This window comes from Dictyobacter halimunensis (assembly GCF_036245075.1).
Window position 1 is genome coordinate 1,546,677 of sequence record NZ_BSRI01000002.1, and the last position, 19,966, is coordinate 1,566,642.

At 55.6% G+C, this 19,966-nt stretch carries 16 protein-coding genes; 7 read left to right on the top strand and 9 right to left on the bottom strand.

Going from position 1 to position 19,966, the window contains the following annotated elements; genetic code table 11:
- Positions 1 to 344: 344 nt before the first annotated feature.
- Both AABA21_RS20370 and AABA21_RS20375 read left to right on the top strand, forming a co-directional pair.
- The gene (locus tag AABA21_RS20370; protein WP_338253286.1) at positions 345 to 1,043 is read left to right on the top strand and encodes an RNA polymerase sigma factor; all 699 of its coding nucleotides are present in this window, start codon (positions 345 to 347) and stop codon (positions 1,041 to 1,043) included.
- A complete protein-coding gene (locus AABA21_RS20375; protein WP_338253287.1) occupies positions 1,040 to 2,356 on the top strand; it encodes a hypothetical protein in 1,317 nt (438 codons plus the stop codon). Before AABA21_RS20370 ends, AABA21_RS20375 begins: the two co-directional genes overlap by 4 nt.
- Positions 2,357 to 2,408: 52 nt before the next feature.
- Here AABA21_RS20375 and AABA21_RS20380 read toward each other — a convergent pair whose 3' ends face one another.
- From AABA21_RS20380 to AABA21_RS20400, 5 genes are all read right to left on the bottom strand, one after another.
- Positions 2,409 to 3,344 carry an AraC family transcriptional regulator gene (locus AABA21_RS20380; protein ID WP_338253288.1) on the bottom strand — a complete coding sequence of 312 codons (936 nt, stop codon included), beginning with the start codon at positions 3,342 to 3,344 and terminating at the stop codon, positions 2,409 to 2,411.
- 18 nt (positions 3,345 to 3,362) lie between these two features.
- A complete protein-coding gene (locus tag AABA21_RS20385) occupies positions 3,363 to 4,112 on the bottom strand; it encodes a phytanoyl-CoA dioxygenase family protein (RefSeq protein WP_338253289.1) in 750 nt (249 codons plus the stop codon).
- A 191-nt stretch (positions 4,113 to 4,303) separates the two neighbouring features.
- Positions 4,304 to 5,539 (bottom strand): YncE family protein, encoded by a 1,236-nt coding sequence (locus tag AABA21_RS20390; protein ID WP_338253290.1) that lies wholly within the window; start codon positions 5,537 to 5,539, stop codon positions 4,304 to 4,306.
- A gap of 25 nt (positions 5,540 to 5,564) precedes the next feature.
- On the bottom strand, positions 5,565 to 6,698 hold the full coding sequence (locus AABA21_RS20395; RefSeq protein WP_338253291.1) for a WD40/YVTN/BNR-like repeat-containing protein: 1,134 nt from the start codon (positions 6,696 to 6,698) through the stop codon (positions 5,565 to 5,567).
- A 37-nt stretch (positions 6,699 to 6,735) separates the two neighbouring features.
- Positions 6,736 to 8,670 (bottom strand): copper resistance protein CopC, encoded by a 1,935-nt coding sequence (locus tag AABA21_RS20400; RefSeq protein ID WP_338253292.1) that lies wholly within the window; start codon positions 8,668 to 8,670, stop codon positions 6,736 to 6,738.
- A gap of 367 nt (positions 8,671 to 9,037) precedes the next feature.
- On the opposite strand from AABA21_RS20400, the gene rnc reads away from it, so the two are divergent.
- From rnc to meaB, 4 genes are read left to right on the top strand one after another with little or no spacing between them, the layout of a single operon-like run.
- Positions 9,038 to 9,778: a ribonuclease III gene (gene rnc, locus AABA21_RS20405; RefSeq protein WP_338253293.1), complete on the top strand. Its 741-nt coding sequence runs from the start codon at positions 9,038 to 9,040 to the stop codon at positions 9,776 to 9,778.
- Positions 9,762 to 11,447: an N-6 DNA methylase family protein gene (locus AABA21_RS20410; protein ID WP_338253294.1), complete on the top strand. Its 1,686-nt coding sequence runs from the start codon at positions 9,762 to 9,764 to the stop codon at positions 11,445 to 11,447. The genes rnc and AABA21_RS20410 overlap by 17 nt, the downstream gene beginning before the upstream one ends.
- The gene (locus AABA21_RS20415) at positions 11,440 to 11,871 is read left to right on the top strand and encodes a cobalamin B12-binding domain-containing protein (RefSeq protein WP_338253295.1); all 432 of its coding nucleotides are present in this window, start codon (positions 11,440 to 11,442) and stop codon (positions 11,869 to 11,871) included. Before AABA21_RS20410 ends, AABA21_RS20415 begins: the two co-directional genes overlap by 8 nt.
- A gap of 8 nt (positions 11,872 to 11,879) precedes the next feature.
- The gene (meaB, locus tag AABA21_RS20420) at positions 11,880 to 12,839 is read left to right on the top strand and encodes a methylmalonyl Co-A mutase-associated GTPase MeaB (protein ID WP_338253296.1); all 960 of its coding nucleotides are present in this window, start codon (positions 11,880 to 11,882) and stop codon (positions 12,837 to 12,839) included.
- An 18-nt stretch (positions 12,840 to 12,857) separates the two neighbouring features.
- Here meaB and AABA21_RS20425 read toward each other — a convergent pair whose 3' ends face one another.
- A complete protein-coding gene (locus AABA21_RS20425; RefSeq protein WP_338253297.1) occupies positions 12,858 to 13,697 on the bottom strand; it encodes a hypothetical protein in 840 nt (279 codons plus the stop codon).
- A gap of 589 nt (positions 13,698 to 14,286) precedes the next feature.
- On the opposite strand from AABA21_RS20425, the gene AABA21_RS20430 reads away from it, so the two are divergent.
- Complete coding sequence (locus tag AABA21_RS20430) at positions 14,287 to 15,696, top strand: DEAD/DEAH box helicase (protein WP_338253298.1); 1,410 nt, start codon at positions 14,287 to 14,289, stop codon at positions 15,694 to 15,696.
- Between the two features lie 163 nt (positions 15,697 to 15,859).
- Here the strand turns inward: AABA21_RS20430 and AABA21_RS20435 are convergent, their stop codons facing one another.
- From AABA21_RS20435 to AABA21_RS20445, 3 genes are read right to left on the bottom strand one after another with little or no spacing between them, the layout of a single operon-like run.
- On the bottom strand, positions 15,860 to 17,521 hold the full coding sequence (locus AABA21_RS20435; protein ID WP_338253299.1) for a serine/threonine protein kinase: 1,662 nt from the start codon (positions 17,519 to 17,521) through the stop codon (positions 15,860 to 15,862).
- A gap of 20 nt (positions 17,522 to 17,541) precedes the next feature.
- Positions 17,542 to 18,189, bottom strand: coding sequence for a hypothetical protein (locus tag AABA21_RS20440; protein ID WP_338253300.1), 648 nt, complete (start codon positions 18,187 to 18,189; stop codon positions 17,542 to 17,544).
- The gene (locus tag AABA21_RS20445; RefSeq protein ID WP_338253301.1) at positions 18,164 to 19,966 is read right to left on the bottom strand and encodes a protein kinase domain-containing protein; all 1,803 of its coding nucleotides are present in this window, start codon (positions 19,964 to 19,966) and stop codon (positions 18,164 to 18,166) included. Before AABA21_RS20445 ends, AABA21_RS20440 begins: the two co-directional genes overlap by 26 nt.

The following is a 19,966-nucleotide window of genomic DNA, read 5'->3' on the forward strand; positions in this document are numbered from 1 at the left end:
TTAGAGCCTTAACTACAAACACACACTCTCTCTCATAAACGGTGCAAAAAACCAGGATTCTTACTGTTCTCAGTGCCCGTGTACATTGTGCTTGCGTTTCTCACTTATATAGTTGTCTTTTTTTTCAATTGGTTACGGCCAAAACGATTATATTTTTAACCAATATTATTTATTATTTACTGTCTCAACCCATTTACTATTGTCCATTATGTGCCTGGTAGAAAACAGCAATAAGCCAATCAGGTAGTACCTGTTAAATTTTTCGCGTTTGACCCGTACCTAATACAGAGAGAATGATAAATATTAAAGGATGAGACTGCATTATTGTAAGAAGGACTTATTCTATGTTTTTCAGGTCACGATCTCCTGACATGGCAAACTCGGACAACGCGACGCAGCAGTCTGTGTTTGAGCAAACCTTGTATCAGGCCAAACAAGGAAATGGAGACGCTATCAGTGCCTTGTACCGACAGTTTCTTCCAGCCATTTTTGGCTATATTACGGCACGGGTCCCCGAAAAGTCCCTGGCAGAAGATCTAACATCTGAAGTGTTCTTAAAAATGATCGAAGGACTGCAGCAGGTACGGGCCACTAATGAGGCAGGCTTCGCAGCCTGGCTATTGCAGATTAGCCGCATGACTATTGCTGGCTATTATCGTGGACAAGCAAAGCAGCCAGAGCCTATTTCATTGACGCCAATGGATCAGGAGGCCGGGCGGCATAGCGGCGTTAGCGAACTACCAGACAACCATCCAGGAGCGGATCCGGTTCACCAGTTCGAGCAGCGCGATGAATGGAGGAGCGTCGTACAGGCCATGAATACATTGACCGAAGAACAACGCCAGGTGATTGTCGGGCGGCTGATCATCGGTTATGATGTGGCAACGGTAGCAGAAATGATTGGGAAAAAAGCCAACGCGGTCAAAGCGCTTCAATTTCGTGCATTGCAGAGTCTCCAACGAACCCTCAATCCACAGCCAAAAACAAAACAGGCAAAGAAGCAGAACCGTGGCAAGTGGCAGCATCAGGAGGTTAAGCCATGAAGTCGCAATCAGAACGCCTCAACGAACGATTGGAGGAACAACTTCAAGCCAGGCGAGGCGCGGCGATGTCAGGTAAACGGCATGCCCATGCAACCTCCGGAGAAGACGAGGAGATCGATAATTTACTGGAGATCGCGCAATATCTCCATTCAACACCGCATACGCAGGTAGACAACCAGTTTGCACAACGCCTGGAGAGACGCGTCCGCGCATATGCTATCCATATCCACCAGCAAAAACGCACCAGCCAGCCCTGGTGGCAGACCCTGTTCCTGCACAAAGTACCCAGGCAGATCGCAGTAGCGGCCATCGCTATCTGCCTGCTGCTAGGGGCAGGAGCCATCGGCATAGCGGCTCAAGCGGCCCCTCCTTCCAGTCCTCTTTACCTGATAAAGAACCTGGAACACAAAGCTCAGCAAGTATTAGCGCCCTCCCAACTTGATAAGGCAGAGCAGATCCAGCAGGGTGTGCGCGATCAGCTCAAAGTTTTGAAGACACTCGCCAATCCAGCGCAAGAAAAAGCCTATAATCATGAACTGCTCAGGCTGGAACAACAGCTGCATTTAGCATCTCAGATCATCACGAATATTCCGGATGCAAACGATCGCAGCCGCGCAAATAACGAGTTGAGCACACTGAAAATGGAGGTCAACGCAACCCTGCACGACCTGCTCCCTATGCTCAATCACTCAGAACAACTGGCGACCACCAATGAACTCAATTATCAGGGAGAGCAGGTTCTACATGTGAAGAACGCCACCGTCAGGATCTCGGCATCACTACATCCACAGGCGACCATTACCATTACAGGCGATAGCTTTCAACCCGGCGCGCAACTATTCATCAACAACCAATTGCAGCCCGCGACCGGCATACTCCAAAACGGGGTATATATCTTCATGGTAGATTGGAATGGCGAGCAACAGCCCGCCACCATAGCCCTGCGCAATCCTGATGACACACTGGCACAGACAACCATGGTCACATTCTCAACTGACACTCCCCCCATGGGAAATGGCTCTAACGAAAATCCGGCCCAAAGTGGGAATGGCTCTAACGAAAATCCATCACAAAATGGACATGACAATAACGGCAACAATAATAACAATGGGAATGGCAGTGACAACAGCAATGCCAATGACAACGGCAATGCCGGTGCCAATGACAACAGCAATACTGGTGGCAACAGCAATGCCGGTGCCAATGACAACAGCAATGCCGGTGCCAATGACAACAGCAATGCCGGTGCCAATGGCAACGGCAATGCGGGAGGCAAATCTGACGCCACGCCATCAAAATCGCATCACAAATGATAACTATGGATCATGCCGATAACCAATAGCTCTGACTGAGAAGATTGGATGACTAGAGAAAGGTCGTACCGCCACGCTGGCGAAAGACGGCCGGCGTCAGACCTTTGCGGCGGCGGAAGAGGGTGATGAAGTAACGAACATCGGGATAGCCGACGGTCAGAGCTACCTCTTTGACCGGTAACTGACGATCGAGCAGGAGTTGGGCCGCGATGTCCAGGCGCAACGTCGTCAGATACGACATGATGGTTTCACCCATCACTTTCTGGAACAGGCGGCTGGTGTGGCGCTCGCTTAGATGCACCTGGGCCGCCAGGTCGCGGATAGAGATGGGACGCCAGTAATTGTCACGCAGATAGCGCTCAATCATCTGGGCGACCGCCTGATCGGGCTGACGAGAAACAGGCTGCTCAGACCGGGTCAGGGTCTCCTCATCCACCGCCGCCCTGGCAGTATCGACCAGCAGCTTGCAGACCAGACCATTGATAATATGTGGATAGCCAGGATGCCGGGCCGCCACCTCCTCGGTCAATAGCTCCAGGATACGCAGCATGGAAGAGGTACGCCTGCTCACAACGCACGGAGAAGACATAAAGGCTGTGAGCAGATTATCCATAGACTGATTCTTCCCTGGCTCATCGCTCAACGCGGTATCTTGCGCGCTCGGCGTCAGAGTATAGGTCCAGAAATAGATACCAAGAGGTCGCGCCTCCGTGGAGATGATCTCATGGCTCACACCGGGACGCGCGATAAATACGTCGCCGTTACTGACGATATGTGTTTCCGGGCCAACACGAAACTGACCCTCACCCGCGAAGGCATAGCAGACCTCAAAGCACGAATGCGTATGGAGATAGTTGCGCCAGTAGCGCGGCTCAAAGAAACCCCAGCCCAGCATCTCGCTGGCAAAGCTCCCCAGATGGATAGACAGGGCCAGGTTATTCAGTTCTATGAAACGCTGACGTGGGACAGACGCAGATATCTCCACCACAATACAACCTTTGTTACACTAGCGAGCTTCCAGAGGGTCAATGCCGCGCAGCATCATACCCTGTCCACGAGACTTATGGGTATCTACCGTCGGAGGATCCTGAGGATCGCGCATCTGGATGAGCAGGGTCGTTCGCGCCTCGTTACTGACGTTGACGCCCGAGCCATGGATCGTCAGATAGCTAAAGAACAGCACATCTCCAGCCTCGGCGGCACAGGGCTGAGCAGATTCCAATGGATACTGCTCCAGTGGTAGATGCCAGCTGCCCTCGGCCTCATGTGGCACGGGACCCAGCTTGTGAGAGCCAGGCACGACACGTACACAGCCTTTTTCCAGGGGAGCATCATCAAAATGCAGGATCGCCGCGATCATACTATGGTTTTGATGTGGAAAAAAAGGATGATCCTGGTGCATCGGGAAGGGAGATCCCTTCTCTGGCGGCTTCACAAACATCTTATTGTGATGTAGCTGAACGTTCGGGCTACCGATAATATCGGCCGCGATCCCCGTAACGCGCTCGTCAACCAGCAAACGAGTGAAGGCCGCGGATTGAAATTGCACATCGTGGCAATGCAAGATTTTGGTCGCCACCGCCGCATTCGTGCGTGCGCTACCCCAGGTAGCATCGATGTCATGGTCTCGTGATAAGCGATCAATCAGGTTATGGCACTCCTGGCGGTAGGCCGCAGCCTCCTCCTTCGACAATACCCCTTTGACTAGAATATAGCCATTCTCCTGATAAAACGCAAGCTGCTCTGCTGTAAGCATGTCGGTCCTCCCTGTCCAATAAAGCTCCAGGTGAATAAGTAGGAGCAAAACTCTATACAGATATTCTAAACAGAGGGTGCCGAACGTACAAGAAAGGAGAAGGACAGGGTTGTTTGTAAAACGGACATGCTCACCCTGGAACCGATTTGTGACAGGGTAAGCATAATCCTTAAGCACATTGGATCACAAGCTCAATGCTCATCGGGCGGCGTAAGAGGCGTCTCCTCCTGCCCCTGACCAGCCTGCACCTCAACAGCCTGATTGGCAGACGTCGCACCACGCGCTTTAGCATAGCGTCGGAACAGGATAAAAGGCACGATCAGCAACACCACAACGATCACATAGCCGAGAATATTGCCCAGTTTATCGACCGTGCTGGCCTGCTGGGGCGTCGTACCCAGGTTGGGTGGGTAGAGGCCAGTAATAATAAACTGCGGCGTCCCCCCGGTCGGGATGGTCGCGGCCAGTTGCCGGCCCGGAATATCATACATCGCCACATTCCCATTGCTTAGAGCCACGAATCCCAGCTGACCATCGTTGGTGATCGCGATCGAGCGCGGGGCGGCATCCAGTTTCAAGACATGGTTCGGCTCTTTGGGGATCGTAAAACCAGCGTTCACGGGATTCAATACCATCAGCCGGTTGTGCGCGCTATCAGGTACATACACCTCGCCCGTGGTCTCATCAAAGTCCATTGGACCATACGTCCCCCCCGAGAGGAGTGGAGAGACTTTGTGTGAGCTGATATCAATGGCCTGCAGCGATCCAGCAGTGGTGGTCGCATAGACGGTGGAACCAGGAGGGATCGAGAGGTAGCGCGGCCCCTGAGGCAGTGGAATGCTCGCCAGCTGCTGACCACCCACGTCATCATAAACATTCAGGGCCTTCTCATTCGAGACCCACAGTTGCTCCCCGCTCTTGCCAGAAACGGCGGACCCGACGGCCGCGTACGCCAGGCCATAGACGGGTCCAGCGGTTTCGATCTTGCGCTTAATGGTGCAGTTCTCGGCATCTATAACGGTAATGGTTGGACCATTAGAGCCGCCCGCATACAACGATTTAACGTTGGGGTCAAAGACCAGCAACGTCGGCGCGCCAGGAACGGAGGCGGCGCAAACCTGGTCCCCCGTTTTGGCGGCGATAATAGCGACCTTATTAAGCTGCGGTTGCGTCACATACAGAAAGCGTCCATCCTGGCTTAAGGCCACCAGGTGGGGCCCCCCAGCGACCTTGATCGTTTTGGTGACCTTCTGCTGCCCCACATCAATCACCCCTACGCCGCCGGTAGCACCGGCGACGTAAGCCAGATTGGGGGCTCCCCCATCCGCGTGGGCCATGGGCGCCCGCATAGCGAAGACGACCATAGCCAATAGGGAAACAATAAGCAGCAAGCAACGCGCGTATATAGGGTTATCTTTACCAAACATGTCCTTACCTGGCCTTTATTCTTCTCTATGTCTTAGGGGTTAACGATGTCCATGTGGGATTCTGCTGATCGAACTGGTAGACCGCGCATGGATAGGATAGCGACAGGAAGAGGCGAGACGATACCTGTGGATCCGGCACCAGGTTCTCCAGGTTGCCCTTGATCTGCGGCAGGGTCTTCCAGCTATGGCCACCGTCCGTACTCTTGTAGATCATGCGGCCAGTCTTGCCATACACCATCTCAGGTTGGCCAGGGACAGCGGTCAAGGCGCTATAGCGTGCGTCGGCATAGGCCAAGGAAAAGCTCTTGCCACCATCCTTAGATACCATGATCCCCTGATCACCGGAAGCATAGATCGGCGCCCGGGGACCGCTGGTGGTCATATTGTACACGGCAGAGGTGAAGTCCTTGATCGTCTGCCAGTGAGCTCCACCATCACTGCTGCGCGCCGCTCCATCGTTACTGTATACCAGTAGCTGTCCCGGCTGACCGGGTAGGGCCAGAATGCCCAGGATGCGCCCGAAGGGCAGCGGTCCCGGCGAGCTAAAATGCTTGCCACCATCCTGGCTGACCACAAAACCGTTGGCACCCTTGGTAGGCACATAGGCATAGAGCTCATTGGCGGAACGATTGCCCGCTACGATGGTATACATCTTCCCGGTATCACTGGCTTTGGAGGCCAACTGCCAGCTACTGCCACCGTCCGAGCTGGCGTACAGGCCAATGGTGCCCGTCTGGCTGCTGAGCGAGTGCTCCGCCAGCAGATAGACATGCTGGCGATCCAGGGAACTGCTGGTCAACGACGAGGTCATCATATCGCCCATGCCCTGATTGGGTCCGGCCCAACTTTTGCCGGTATCGGCAGAGCGATAGAGGCCATAATGGGTGGCGACCAGCAGAACGTCATTGGGCAGCGCCAGCATGGCATGCACATGGTTCGCGGCCGTGCCAAACACATTGACCTTCTGCTCATCTGGCGTAGCCGTCGTCGGCTGGGTACTGTCATTTAACGCTGAACACGCGCTCAACAGCAGCAACAGGGTCAGGATACAGAACAATTGGACAGGAAAATATAGCCAGCGCCGACTGTCAGCAGGCGCGTCATTTCTACGTACTTCAGCTTCATCAATGCATGAAGCTGAACATGTGTTTCTACTCATCCCTACATCCTCAATATCAAATTCTCACCACTGCAGCTTAAAACGCGGTAGTGATATCGACAGTTCCACTATGCAAGGTGTCCTGCGGCGTCCGGATCTCAACCCGTAGCTGCCAGTGCCCCCCCATATTCAAATCTCCCTGGGCCGTAAAATGCCCCTTCCCATCGGGTTGTAGATTCACGGAATCGGTCCCCATATCCATATCTAGCATCGCGATGTAAACGGATACGCCAATGTTGGTAACGGGCTTTCCCTTGCTATCGCGCGCACTGACCGTAAAGACGTTGGTACCAAAGCGATTAGGAGAGACGGTCAGATCGATAGTATACTGATGGTCTTTGGTGGGGAAGGTGCCATGATACGGCTTCACCACACCGACCTGTTGCGCCGCCGGCTGATTGGGAATCGCAGGTGTCAGGCTACCGGCAAACACATTCATCAAACCCGTGCACACCAGAACGGCTACGCCGAGCACAGGTTCCCAACGCAGAACCGTCGTAAGGCGCCGGGACTGCCGTCCGACGGTAGTCTCAAGCTGCTTAACCTCTGGCGCCGATGCCAGCGGTGGCTGCTCGCCATCTTCCTCGCTCGCCTCCGGCTGAGTCACAGCGCTATCATATTGGGCGGCGACCTTCTTCAAGCGCGGGCGATAGATCAGGACATGGATCGCGCTGGTGACGAGCAGCGCCACCACCAGCAAGGTCTTAACAGATAATGAGCGGCCATACGCGGTGGTAATCAACTGGGCAAACGAGTCCATGTGCACGACCGCATTGAATGGTCCGCTGACGGCCATAATCACAACACCCGCCAGCGCCAGCGGTGAAAAGCGTCCCAGCGTTGACAATAGAACATGCACGCGATCGGACAGAGAGCCGCGCCGCAATCCCGGCAGATAGACGAGCGAGAGGTAGATCATACCCCCAACCCATAGCGAGGCGGCCAGCAGGTGCAACCAGTCGCTCAGAATAGCCAACGTCTGCACATTGCCGGTAACGGCGGCCGCATGGCCCGAGAGGGTCACAGCCGTCAGCAAGGCCAGGCCGAGCAGCAGATTGAGCCAGGATAGGATGCTATCCATGGCCCGTGGGCGCTCACGCACCACCGTAGTAAAAATGGCCAGCACCAGGGCAATCACAACTACCCCAAGGCGCAGAATCAAGAACGAGCCGAAGCGACTATGGAACAGGAGCTCCTGGAACGTGGTGGGTGATAGCGCCTGGCCCAGATTACCATTCGAGAGGTCCAGCCCCTGGCCTATTAACACACCTATATTCGCCAGTAAAAGCAACAGCAACGTAGGAAGCGCGAAGACACGCTCAAAACGATCGGCGGCACGCTGATCGGCGGCGCGCAGTTCAGCGTCCTCCGTATCGTTGAGCTGCAGCACAAAGGAATGCCAGAGCTGGGCACCAACCCAGAATACTACGCACAGGTCCACCAGCGTGATCATCAAAAAGCTAAAGAACGAGGTGGTATCCAGCTGTCCGCTGGCAGCGCTGGAGGTACCACCCAATACGCCCGTACCGGGTGTGACCTTACTTGTTGACTGAGGCACCGTCCCATCGGCCGCGGCCACGCTAAAGCGCACCGAGCCACGCAAGATATGGCCATCATCAGCTGATTGGGTGCGCCAGACCACGACATAAACGCCGGGTGGCAGATTGTCTGGTAACGAAACGATCATCTCACGGGGATCACCGCTTGTGACATGGGCATCCTTGGAATCCACCGGCGTATTGGATGCATTCACCACCTCCATAGTACTGGAGGTTGGATTCAGATCTTCGCTGAACCACGCCTTGAACTGGGTGGGTGGGGTGGTAAGGACAGCATCTTTGCCAGGATCTGACCTGAGCAAGATGGCATGAGCCTCAGCTGGCAAAACAGAGAAAAAGAGCAGGAGCATGACAAGAGGAAAAGCCAGTCCAAGCATGCGTCCCATAGTACAAAAACGGCGCAAATATAACATAGAAAAAAACCTTTATCTTAGCGGATGACGAGCGCTAGCAGTCCTGTCCATTGCATACAATATTGCTGGTACACACCTTTATACAGTTTGTATGCACTTCTCACCCCTGATTTTATTATAGGCGGCAACGAAGAATAGCATACATACTAACAATTACAGGTAGATGCCATTTCGTCGCAACGACTTTTTGGTGCTGCGACGCTCTTCGTATTATAACGCACTCAATTGAAGAAAGCTCATAGGTACATACGCGCCTGGGTACAGGGTCGCCTGTCGGCTCCAAAGCCGGGGCAAGCCAGAAGCCGGGGCAAGCCCGGCACCTACGACGACTCGACGCTCTTCCTATAACTGAGATATAATAAGAAATATGAATGACGCAGATCTCGTAGACAATCTTACTGCGCTGGAATCATTGCTCCAGGTTACGTTTCATGATCGGACCCTTTTGCTCCGGGCAATTACACATCATTCGTGCTGCCCGGAGACGGCGGTGCACGATTCATACGATACGCTGGAGTTTCTGGGTGATGCCATTATTAGCGCCCACGTGGTCGAATACATCTACCGCACCCATCCCGATGCCTCAGAAGGAGAGATGACGGCGGTAAAATCAGAGGTGGTCAGCCGCCGTGTGCTGGCGCAGGTCGGCCAGCAATTAGGGCTCTTCCCATTTATCTGCGTCGACATCGCCAATCTGCGTACGTTCAACGAGCGTTCCCGCGATTCCCTCTGCGCCGATGTACTGGAAGCGATTGTGGGCGCGATCCATATCGATCAGGGGACAGAGGTCGCGCGCGAGTTTGTCACCCGTACGGTTTTCCCCATGATAGAGTTAGTCAGCACGCACGCCATCGATACCAATCCTAAAGGACGTCTACAAAAAGTAGTTCTACAGCGCACGGGTCATTTACCCCGCTACCGCGTGCTTGAGCAAAGCGGCCGCCATAATGATCGCGTGTTTCTGGTTGGAGTATTTGAGCAAGAGCAGCTTATAGCAACGGGTAAAGCATCCAGCATTAAAGAGGCCGGACGCTTGGCCGCCCGCGAAGCCCTGCAACTGCTGCAAAAGAAAGATAAACGCTCATCCGCCGATGACACAACAGCATGATCTTCTACATTGGTATGAGGCCAGCCTGCCACAGCGAGAGCGCAAGTTGCGTGGACATTTTTCTACACCCCCTCGGCTAGTGGAGCAGGTGCTCGACGCGTGTGGTTATACATCTGACGTCGATCTCTCGGGCATCCGCGTGCTAGACCCGGCCTGCGGAAGCGGCAATTTTTTAGCCGCCGCCAGTCGCCGGTTGCTCAGCTATGGGAGGGAAGCAGGCGTCTCCGCGCGCGTCTCGGCCAGATATCTCCATCACAACATCTGGGGCTTCGATCCCGATCCCATCGCCTGTATGCTGGCCGAGCTTCAGCTGCACGAGACCTTCAAGGATAATTACCCTCGCAGCCGGGCTTTGCGTCACCTGCACATTCACCAGGCCGATGGACTGGCCTTTCCCTGGCAGCAACGTGGACACGTCGACCTCTTCCTGGCCAATCCTCCCTACCTGGCCGCCAAAAACAATGATCTGAGCGGCTATCGCTCGACCCACCAGCGCGGACAGGCCGATAGCTATCTTCTCTTTCTCAACCTGGCCCTGCAGATAGTGCGACCCGGTGGCTGGATCGGACTGGTGCTGCCCGATCCGGTACTGGCCCGCAGCAACGCGACATTAGAGCGGCAGCGTCTGCTGACCGAGACGACCATTCATCATATCTGGCACCTGGCCGATGTGTTCGCCGCCTATGTGGGCGCGGTCGTCATCGTCGCTCAGAAGACGCCGCCACCGATTCATCACCAGATCAGCTGGAAACGGGAACGCTGGATCGATACGGCGGCGCGGGCGGCGAACAAGGATAATCTGCCGCTACAGGTAATGACCACCGTATCACAGCAGCAGCTCGGTCAACAGCCAGGAGCCGAGCTGCGCTACCTGCTCAGCACCATCAAAGGGACCATTATTGAACGCCTGCAACATCAGCTACACATGCAGATCGATCCACAGGCGCCACGCACCCTGGCCTGCCTGGGAGAATATGTGGTGATCAGGCGCGGTGAAGAGCTGGGCAAGGACAGCGCGCTGCTCAAAGGTAGCGCCCCCCATCCTGATGACCTGAAGTGGTATCCCGTCCTGCGTGGTGGTATCGACATTCACCCCTATGCAATACCGGCAGCGACGTGCTGGATCGCGCGCGAGCAGGTCCTGAAGCCGCTGCATCGCTACCTGGCGCCAAAGATCCTGCTGGTCAAAAGCGCCGGTCGTCTGCAGGCCACCCTTGATGTACAGGGACACGTGGTACTGCAGACCCTCTACATGTTGCAACCGGTCGTCAATCCAAATCCAACCATCCAGACAGCATTTAGCGAAGAAGATGAGCTCTACTTCTTGATGGCGCTCCTCAACTCGCGCATCCTGCAGGACTATCTCTACGCCCTGCACACCGCCTACAAATGGGTACAGCCCCAGATCGAGCAGCACGTCCTGGCGCAATTGCCCATACCTGCCCAGGCGGCGTACGAGGAAAAAGAGCAGATCATCGCCCGAGCCCGGCTCTTAATGCATGCTTGCAGCAAATCATCCTCCGTTGTAGAATTGAAAGCACAAAGCTACGAGCTGTATGAAGAACAGGAGCGAGCGATTTGCGCGCTCTACGAGATAGCTCTCCAACAGAGGCAGGTATCAGACCCGCCTCGCGACGTTATTGACGAAGGAGTCAGTTTGTATGGTTGAGAATCAGGCAACTCGCCACATCCGTGTCCTGGTAGCCAAACCGGGACTTGATGGACACGATCGGGGCGCAAAGATTATCGCCCGAGCCCTGCGTGACGCAGGCATGGAAGTTATTTATACCGGTATTCGCCAGACGCCGGAAATGATCGTGGAAGCCGCCATTCAAGAGGATGTCGACGCGATCTTATTAAGCATTTTATCAGGCGCCCACATGGCCCTGTTCCCCAAAATTATAGAGCTACTCAAGCAGAATAATGTTGACGACGTATTGATCGCGGCCGGTGGCATTCTGCCCGATGAAGATATTCCAGCCATTAAAAGTATGGGTATTCAGGGTTGCTTTGGACCCGGCACATCGACAGAAGAGATCATCGCTTTTGTACGCGAGAACATCCAGGCCGAACGCCTGACCACAGAAGTATAGGAGTGGGCGTGAAAGACATCGTTAAACGCCTGCTACAAGGAGATCGCCGCGCGCTGGCGCGCATGGTTACACTGATTGAGAACGAGCTACCTCAGGCCCACACCTATCTGGCCGAACTGCATCAGCATAGCGGAAAAGCCCATATCGTCGGCGTGACCGGCTCGCCGGGTGCTGGCAAAAGCACGCTGGTTACGCGTATGGTACGCGAACTGCGTCAGCAGGACCGTAAAGTCGGGATCATCGCAGTCGACCCCAGCAGTCCATTCAGCGGCGGCGCCATCCTGGGCGATCGCATCCGTATGATGGAGCTGGCTGGAGATCCCAACGTCTTTATTCGCAGTATGGCCAGCCGGGGACACTTAGGTGGACTCTCTACGGCCACCCGCGACGTGGTACGGGCCATGGATGCCGCTGGCTATGATCCCATCATCATTGAAACGGTCGGCACCGGCCAGGCCGAGGTCGAGATCATGCGCACAGCCCAGACGGTCCTGGTGACGATGGCGCCGGGCATGGGCGACGATATCCAGGCCATTAAGGCCGGTATACTTGAGATCGCCGATATTTTTGTGGTCAGCAAAGCCGACAAGCCGGGCGCCGACCAGACGGCGGCCGAGCTTACCATGCTCCTGAGCCTGGACCCCAATCGCCGTCAATCCGCCTGGCGCATTCCCGTCATCAAAACCTCCTCGCTGAAAGAGCAAGGGATTCCCGAGTTGATCAGCGCCATGCAGAAGCATTATGGCTATCTGAAGGAGAGCGGCATGCTGACGCAGAGGGCGCAGCGCCAGATCCACAGCGAGATCCAGAATTTGATCCTGCAATCGGTCGCCAAGACCCTGCAAGCTGCCGTAGGCGAAGAGGAATGGAACACGTTGATCGAGAGCGTTACCAACCGTGAGAGCGACCCATACAGCGTGGCCGCGTCTCTTCAGGAGCGCATCGGCCTCCGACATCCCATCCTCTAGTAGCCGAGCAAATTGGTGCTAGTTATAGAGATCTTTGCTAGCACCAAACTCTTCTATCTCCAGTTGATGCTCATAGATCTGCTGCTTCTCAAACCATAAGAAGGGATTTTCGCTCTCGTTAATGTCGTCCAGCACGTTAACGCAGTAGGTCAGGCTCTCGTCAAATTGCGGCTCTGGTGCCAGCGAGAAATCGCGAAAATAGAGCTCATGCGCGTATTCCGCTCCCACATTGACCATCGCAAACAACCATGTCCCCGGTACAATCTGATCACGCAACTCGGCAGGAAAAACATCGAGCGGCATGCGAATACGCTGATAGCGATCCCAGTAATCGATCGACACATCCACATACTGTTCACCGGCTATCCCCTCCATATGCTCGACGCCTACCATTACCCGATAAGGGATACGCGATTCGGGGATATGCCCTTGCAGTTCACTGACACATAGATCGAGGTAGTGGCGCAGCGTCGAAAAGTCGAACTCGCTCAGGTGCAGGACGACCGGTAGCTTATCGCGCCAGCGCCGAATAGACGAATGCTGATCAATTTCTAAATACTGGGTCACCAACAAAGTTGGAATGCCCACATCATAGAGGGCGGCCGCCAGTTCGGCCCCGTAAAATTGCGGCGCGCCGTATGGGCTCAGGCGATGCGAGCAGATGGCGGCCTGCGCGTGCTCCTGGATAAAAGCCACGAGCTCGGGGATGGTCCGCATCTCTTCAGGTACAAGAACAGTAGCAAAGCCAGCGATCTCCGCGTCCCAGTAGGGAATGGCTTCTTCAGGTCCAGAGGATGGGCTATCGACGATCGCGATGGTTTTGATTTTGTAGGAGAGAAATTTGCTTAAAGTTTGCATACAGGACAACCTCCGCCACATTTCTTACCATAAAAATAGCACAATGTATTTCACTACAGGATAATACTATAATATATCCTTTAATTCAATAGTCTCTATACATATGTCTGGGGTTTATACATAAGGGGATGTTGAGTGCCCCCTTTCGCGCGAGCGCATGCGCTCGCGCTTGTTGTGTGATGTGTGCGGGGGTGCGCGGTGCGCACCCCCGCACACATCCATGTTGACGTGGGTTCGCGGCTCGCTGTCGATTTATATTATGTGGACATGGGTTGGGGCTTGTCTCTGATTATGATGGTTGCCAATTATGGGTCGGGCAAATAGAATGTTTATGTGAGGAGCATGGGCAATATGCCCAGATTTTTTTGAGAGTGTTTGACTCCTATGATTATCGCCTGCTGCCTGCATGAGCTTTCGCACCTGCGGTGCTCACGTGTCAGTTTTGTGTTGGTGCATCGGGTGCGCGGATGCGCACCCGATGCACCAACACAAAAAACGAGTGCGGCCGCGTAGCGGACGCGCGTGCAGGGGCGATCACGTGCCCTTAGCGTGACGGGAGTAAGACCCATTCTATGTGTAGGAGATTGTTTTGAGCGAGACGGTTATTGATCAGCGGGGGCGCGATCTGGCGATTATTCCACCGCCGGAGATGGCAGGGATGGGACGCCAGGAGATGATCGAGGCACTGTTTGGGGAGCATCTGTCGCTGGAGATTACGCAGGGGATGGAGTGGGATAAGCGGGGACAGTGCTTACGCAGTCTGCCCATGCATTTGAGCTCCGTCAAGCAGGCCCTGCAGCAGCAACAGACTCCCTTTCGGATCGCCTTTGATGAGCGACCAGCCTTGCCGTTTCAGACGAAGCTGGCAATGGAGGCTCGACCGTATCAGCGGGATGCGCTGCAGGCCTGGCTGGCACAGCAGCGCGGGGTCGTCGTGCTGCCGACCGGGGCGGGCAAGACGTTCGTGGCCGCGATGACCATCCACGAGACCGGACTATGGACGCTGGCTGTGGTGCCGACTATCGATCTGCTGCAGCAGTGGCGGGTAGCGCTGGCGGCGGCCCTGTCCATACCGGCGGAAGAGATCGGCATGTTCGGAGGAGGGGAAAAGGATCTCAAGCCGATTACGATCATCACCTATGACTCGGCGGCTCTGTATCCGCGAGAGCTGCGGCAGTTCGGTCTACTGGTCTTCGACGAGTGCCACCACCTGCCAGCTCCGACCTATCGCCTGATCGCCGAGAGCGCCTTTACGCCATTGCGGCTGGGACTCAGCGCCACCCCGGAGCGCAGCGATATGGCGCACATGGAATTGGAAGAGCTAATCGGCCCGGAGATCTATCGCCGTTCGCCCGCCGAACTGACAGAGGGACGCTTCCTGGCCCAGTATCAGGAAAAGGTCATCGACATCGCACTGTCTGATGAGGATCAAGAACGCTACGCGGAACAGAGGCGCCTCTATCGCTCTTTTCTGCAGCGGCGGCGCATCGTGATCCGCAACCCAGAGGATTTTCAGCAGAAGATCATCTATATGAGCGCCCGCGATCCCGAGGCGCGTGAGGCGATGCTGGCCTGGCGAGAAGCGCGCAACATCGCCATGAATGCCCCGGCCAAGTACACGGAGATCGAGCACCTGCTGCGCGAGCATGGCGGCGACCAGGCGATCCTCTTTTCAGAATATAACAACGTGGTTGATGAGATCAGCCGCCGCTTCTGCATTCCCAGCATCACGTATAAAACGCCAACCGAGGAGCGAAGATTGATCCTGGAGCGCTTCCGCAGTGGCGAATATACCAAGCTGGCCACGGGCCGCGTCTTGAACGAAGGGGTAGATGTCCCCGATTGCCGCGTAGCCATCATTGTCAGCGGCAACAGCACCAAACGCGAATACATTCAACGCCTGGGCCGCATCCTACGCCCCAAGGTCGGGCAGGCCCTACTCTATGAACTCGTCACCGGCAACACCACTGAAGAACAGATAGCTAAACGCCGCCGATAAGGGTATTATCGGCGGCGTGGGAAACGCAGGCGTCCCCATTCTTTTTATTTAGAGGTGGTGTGGAATAGGCGCGTACTTGCGCCTATTCCACACCACCTCTAAATAAAGGCTTGAGCACCGCAGGTGCACAGCAATCATTTAATAGTTGGAGCAGCGGCAGCAATCAGGTACAGGGGGAAGAGTTCACGTTCTGGGGGCAAACTTTGATCTCGAAGGTCGCGCCACCCGATGGTGAAAGCTGAGCATAATAGAGACGGGAACTCGCATCAATGGCCGGGACGAGGATATGAGTATTGGAGGCATCCTCCAGCGTAATCAAGAAGAGCGAGTGGGGCGTCACCAGGTTGGTAACCTTATTATCCGACAGGGTACCGCTGCGTATCTGCTTCTGCCGAACCTCTAACTGCCAGTGCGGAACATAGCTCTCATTGGCGGGGGCATCAATCCAGGCATAATACATCTTCCCCTCAGGCGGGTCAGGGACGTTTTGCATGGTGATCTGTAGCTGATCATAATGGCTGGAACCCAGGCTATAGCTAAATTGTACCGAGCCATGGGGAGTGAGTTGGGCGGGTGCCGCCGCCGATGGCCATAGGCGAGCAGTGACCCCTACAATGAGTAGCACGACAATCAATCCAGCGATCGCCGCCAGCCAGCGTGGATGGCTCAGAAACGATCGCGCTGGCGACCGTGGGGGGACCACAATTGATGGCGCGCTGGGGGTCTGAACCGGCGCGGCGGCCACGTGCGCCAGATTGGGCAGGGCGTGAATCTCGTCTGTCTGCGCCACCGGGCTGGCGCCACCCGAATGCCTGTCTATAGCTGGCGCGGCCAGGGTGGCGGGTGGCGTCTCAGCCAACAATGGCCGATCCGCCAGCGAAGGTGGAATATAAGAAAGAGAGATAACGGCATGCGGTGGCATGGTGCGCAGATTCTGAATCAGCGACTCCGGCACCGGCAGATGAAATGATTCCGCTAGCGCGATCACCATTTCAGACGCGCTGGAAAAGCGATCCTCGGGCTTCTTGGCGATGTTTTTTAAGATCACAGCGGAAGTCGCCGCGCTGATGGCCTCATTCAGGAGCTCGGGAGGGGTTGGCGCCTGATTCACGTGCTGCATGATCACGTTCATCATGTTATCTCCGCGAAATGGCGGGATGCCCGTCAGCATCTCATACAGGATAATGCCCAGCGAATAGAGATCGCTGCGCTTCTCATCATAACTTCCGAGTGCCTGTTCAGGCGCTACATAGAGCGGCGTCCCCACCACGCTGCCGACGACGGTACCCCCCGAGATCCCCTGGCGGCGCGCGATGCCAAAATCGGTGATGATAGGCACGCCCAACGCCCTCTGCCTGGTGTCTCGCTGGTCCAACAAAATATTGGCGGGCTTGATGTCGCGATGGATCATACCACGGCTATGAGCATAGTCGATGGCCTGTGCCAGCACCGAGAATAAATAAAGGATATCTTCGTGAGACGGAAACCGACCCAGCTTAGAGGTGGCGGCCAGGTACTGCGCCAGCGTCTGCCCCTCAACATAATCCATGACCATGTAGAGCAGAGGTGGCTCGCCGGGCCGCTCCTCAATGGCGAAGTTGTGGATATTGATGATATTGGGATGGCGCAGGGAAGCGATCAATCTGGCTTCGCCCTGGAAGCGCGCGACGAAGTCAGCCGAATAGCGCCAGTTGGACAACAAGAGCTTGATGGCCACGATACGCTGTAAGTGGGTATCCATGGCCTTCCATACTTCACCCATACCACCAGACGCGATGCGTTCAAGCAGCTGGTACTGTCCAAGGTAACGCGGTTCTATCCCCATACATGCCACTCCCAGGAATGTTACAGGTGCGTGGGCACCTTTTTGGTCAGCGTAAAGGTAGCCAGTTGCTCGATATCCTGGTGGACCTGCGTCACCCCCGGATGGACCTGGTTGGTGACCGGATCAAGCTTGCCGATATAGGCATACGTCGTCAGGGTCACCATATCGTCCAGCGTACGGCCCGCGTCCGCCTGCTTCAACTGATCGGGCGTACTGTTAAAGAGCTTGACCGCGTCCTGGCGCACCGTTCGCAGCCAGGAATTAACGTTTTGCAGCGCCTCAATGATATGGGCGGCCCGCTGACGCGTATCTGGTGTAATGTCGCTGGCCTTGGCCACCTGGGCCACGTGGAACTGCACATGATCCGTATAGCCCGGCGGGTTGGTCTTGTTAAAATCTCCTCCCTGATGGGCGGGATCAACCGTGAGCAGTCCGACGGTAGCAGCAACCGGATCAGCCATCACCGGTGTGCTGGCCGGAATATCTACATGCACATTCTTCAGACCATCCAGATAATCTAACTCACTGATAAACTGGTTGCGCATCAAACCAATCTCAGAGCTATTGGTTTGCGCCCCATGCCAGTTATCGCGCGCGCTCACCGACCACTCCAGCAGCTTCTCGGTGTTTTTAAACAGCCAGTTATCCAGCCCCTCCGGGCAGACCAAGCACGCTGATATCGACCTCGTTATAGAACAGGTGGCGGATATGGATCAAGGCGCTGAACGCGGCCGCATCCTGCGCGATAGGCTGCTGTGGCAGGACCGCGTAGTACTTCCATTGAGCCGGATCTTTCGATGGAGCGGCGTTGGCGCTACCGGCATCCTCCTCTGTAATCAACAGGCGGCTGGTCGACGACAACAGGTTGTCATGGTGTGCATCGCCTGGATAGAGGTAGTGGATGTGGCCATTCTGTATCGGCAGGCTTTTGGTCAAGAGCAGCGGAGGATTGATCGGCAATGGGCCGGTCAGATCATCGCGCCGCATGGGATCGATATCGCCCAGCAACCAGGCATGATAGCTCTTACCCGCCTGAGGAGGCGATACATTGGGCACATCAATCTGTAGCTGATCGGCTATCCCCTGCGCGCTATTCACCGCTGTCTGGCCGCTGCTAACATAGAAAGCGCGCCCATCCGTCTGGGCCGACAGAGCCGCGTACGACGGCCAGATCACGAAGGCGGTCACACCTCCGGCGATCAGCAGGACAAGCAAGACAACGGTGCCGATCAGGTACTTGGAGGACACGCGCCGGCGGCCAGCGGGCGGCCGATTTCTAGCGGGAAAAGCCGGAGGAGGACTGATGCCAACGGCTGGCGTACGTGCGGGCTGTACCGCCGGCGCTGCAGGAGCAGTGCCAGGCGTGGCCGCCACGCTAAGAGACTCAGCCGCGCCAGCATAGCCTCCTGAAGATGCCGCCTGGCTGGCGGGAGCTGAAATCCGCGTCTGCTCACCAGTGCCCGAGGTTGCAAAGCGCATCGCATCGGACGTTGAGGAAGTTGGCCTGGTCAGATCCAATACCTCTATCGTCGTTGGCTGCCCCAGAATTTCGGGCACAGTAACATTCAACGCCCGCGCAATGGCGACCGTCATCTCCGAAGCGCTGGCATAGCGCTCATCGGGATTTTTAGAGATGCTGCGTTTGATAACCTGCACCAGGGCGGGTGGAATATTGGGATTGATCATGGTGGGAGAGATCGGCGTCGCATGCACATGCTGCATGATCACTTCCACCGGCGTATCACCACGGAACGGAAGCACGCCGGTCACCATCTCATACAGGATAATGCCCAGTGAATAGAGATCGCTGCGCCCATCACCCTGCAGTCCCCTGGCCTGCTCCGGCGATATGTAGAGCGGAGTCCCCAGCTGCACGCCACTCTGGGTATTGGTCAATGCACTGAGCAGTTTGGCCACGCCGAAATCGGTCAGGATCGGCTCACCCATGGGATTGCGCGCGGTATTGCGCTTATCCAACAAAATGTTGGCCGGCTTGATGTCGCGGTGGATCATGCCCTTGCTATGGGCATAGTCGATCGCCAGACTGATCGAGGTAAAGAGATTCACGATCCGATCCGGCGCGGGCACTTTGCCCACGCTAGACGTCTCATAGATGTACTCGGCCAGCGTCTGTCCCTCGACATAATCCATCACCATATAAGCTAGAGGAAGATACGTCGGCGTCGCCGAGGCGGGCGGCTGATAGATTTGGAAATCATGGATCTGCACGATGTTCGGATGGTGCAGGGCAGCGATCAACTGCGCCTCGCGCTGGAAACGGGCGATAAAATTTGGATCATCGCGCAAATTGGGATGCAGCATCTTGATTGCCACATAGCGCTGCAGCTGGGTATCCAACGCCTTCCACACCTCAGCCACCCCACCGTGGCCCAGACGTTCAATGAGTTCGTATTTATCCAGACGCTGAGGAAGAGCACTATTCAT

Excerpts from the sequence above, each read along its gene's own strand:
- AABA21_RS20370 (WP_338253286.1), top strand. The coding sequence starts at position 345 with ATGTTTTTCAGGTCACGATCTCCTGACATGGCAAACTCGGACAACGCG.
- AABA21_RS20375 (WP_338253287.1), top strand. The coding sequence starts at position 1,040 with ATGAAGTCGCAATCAGAACGCCTCAACGAACGATTGGAGGAACAACTT.
- AABA21_RS20385 (WP_338253289.1), bottom strand. The coding sequence starts at position 4,112 with ATGCTTACAGCAGAGCAGCTTGCGTTTTATCAGGAGAATGGCTATATT.
- AABA21_RS20390 (WP_338253290.1), bottom strand. The coding sequence starts at position 5,539 with ATGTTTGGTAAAGATAACCCTATATACGCGCGTTGCTTGCTGCTTATT.
- AABA21_RS20395 (WP_338253291.1), bottom strand. The coding sequence starts at position 6,698 with ATGAGTAGAAACACATGTTCAGCTTCATGCATTGATGAAGCTGAAGTA.
- AABA21_RS20400 (WP_338253292.1), bottom strand. The coding sequence starts at position 8,670 with ATGTTATATTTGCGCCGTTTTTGTACTATGGGACGCATGCTTGGACTG.
- rnc (WP_338253293.1), top strand. The coding sequence starts at position 9,038 with ATGAATGACGCAGATCTCGTAGACAATCTTACTGCGCTGGAATCATTG.
- AABA21_RS20410 (WP_338253294.1), top strand. The coding sequence starts at position 9,762 with ATGACACAACAGCATGATCTTCTACATTGGTATGAGGCCAGCCTGCCA.
- AABA21_RS20415 (WP_338253295.1), top strand. The coding sequence starts at position 11,440 with ATGGTTGAGAATCAGGCAACTCGCCACATCCGTGTCCTGGTAGCCAAA.
- AABA21_RS20425 (WP_338253297.1), bottom strand. The coding sequence starts at position 13,697 with ATGCAAACTTTAAGCAAATTTCTCTCCTACAAAATCAAAACCATCGCG.
- AABA21_RS20435 (WP_338253299.1), bottom strand. The coding sequence starts at position 17,521 with ATGGGGATAGAACCGCGTTACCTTGGACAGTACCAGCTGCTTGAACGC.
- AABA21_RS20445 (WP_338253301.1), bottom strand. The coding sequence starts at position 19,966 with ATGAATAGTGCTCTTCCTCAGCGTCTGGATAAATACGAACTCATTGAA.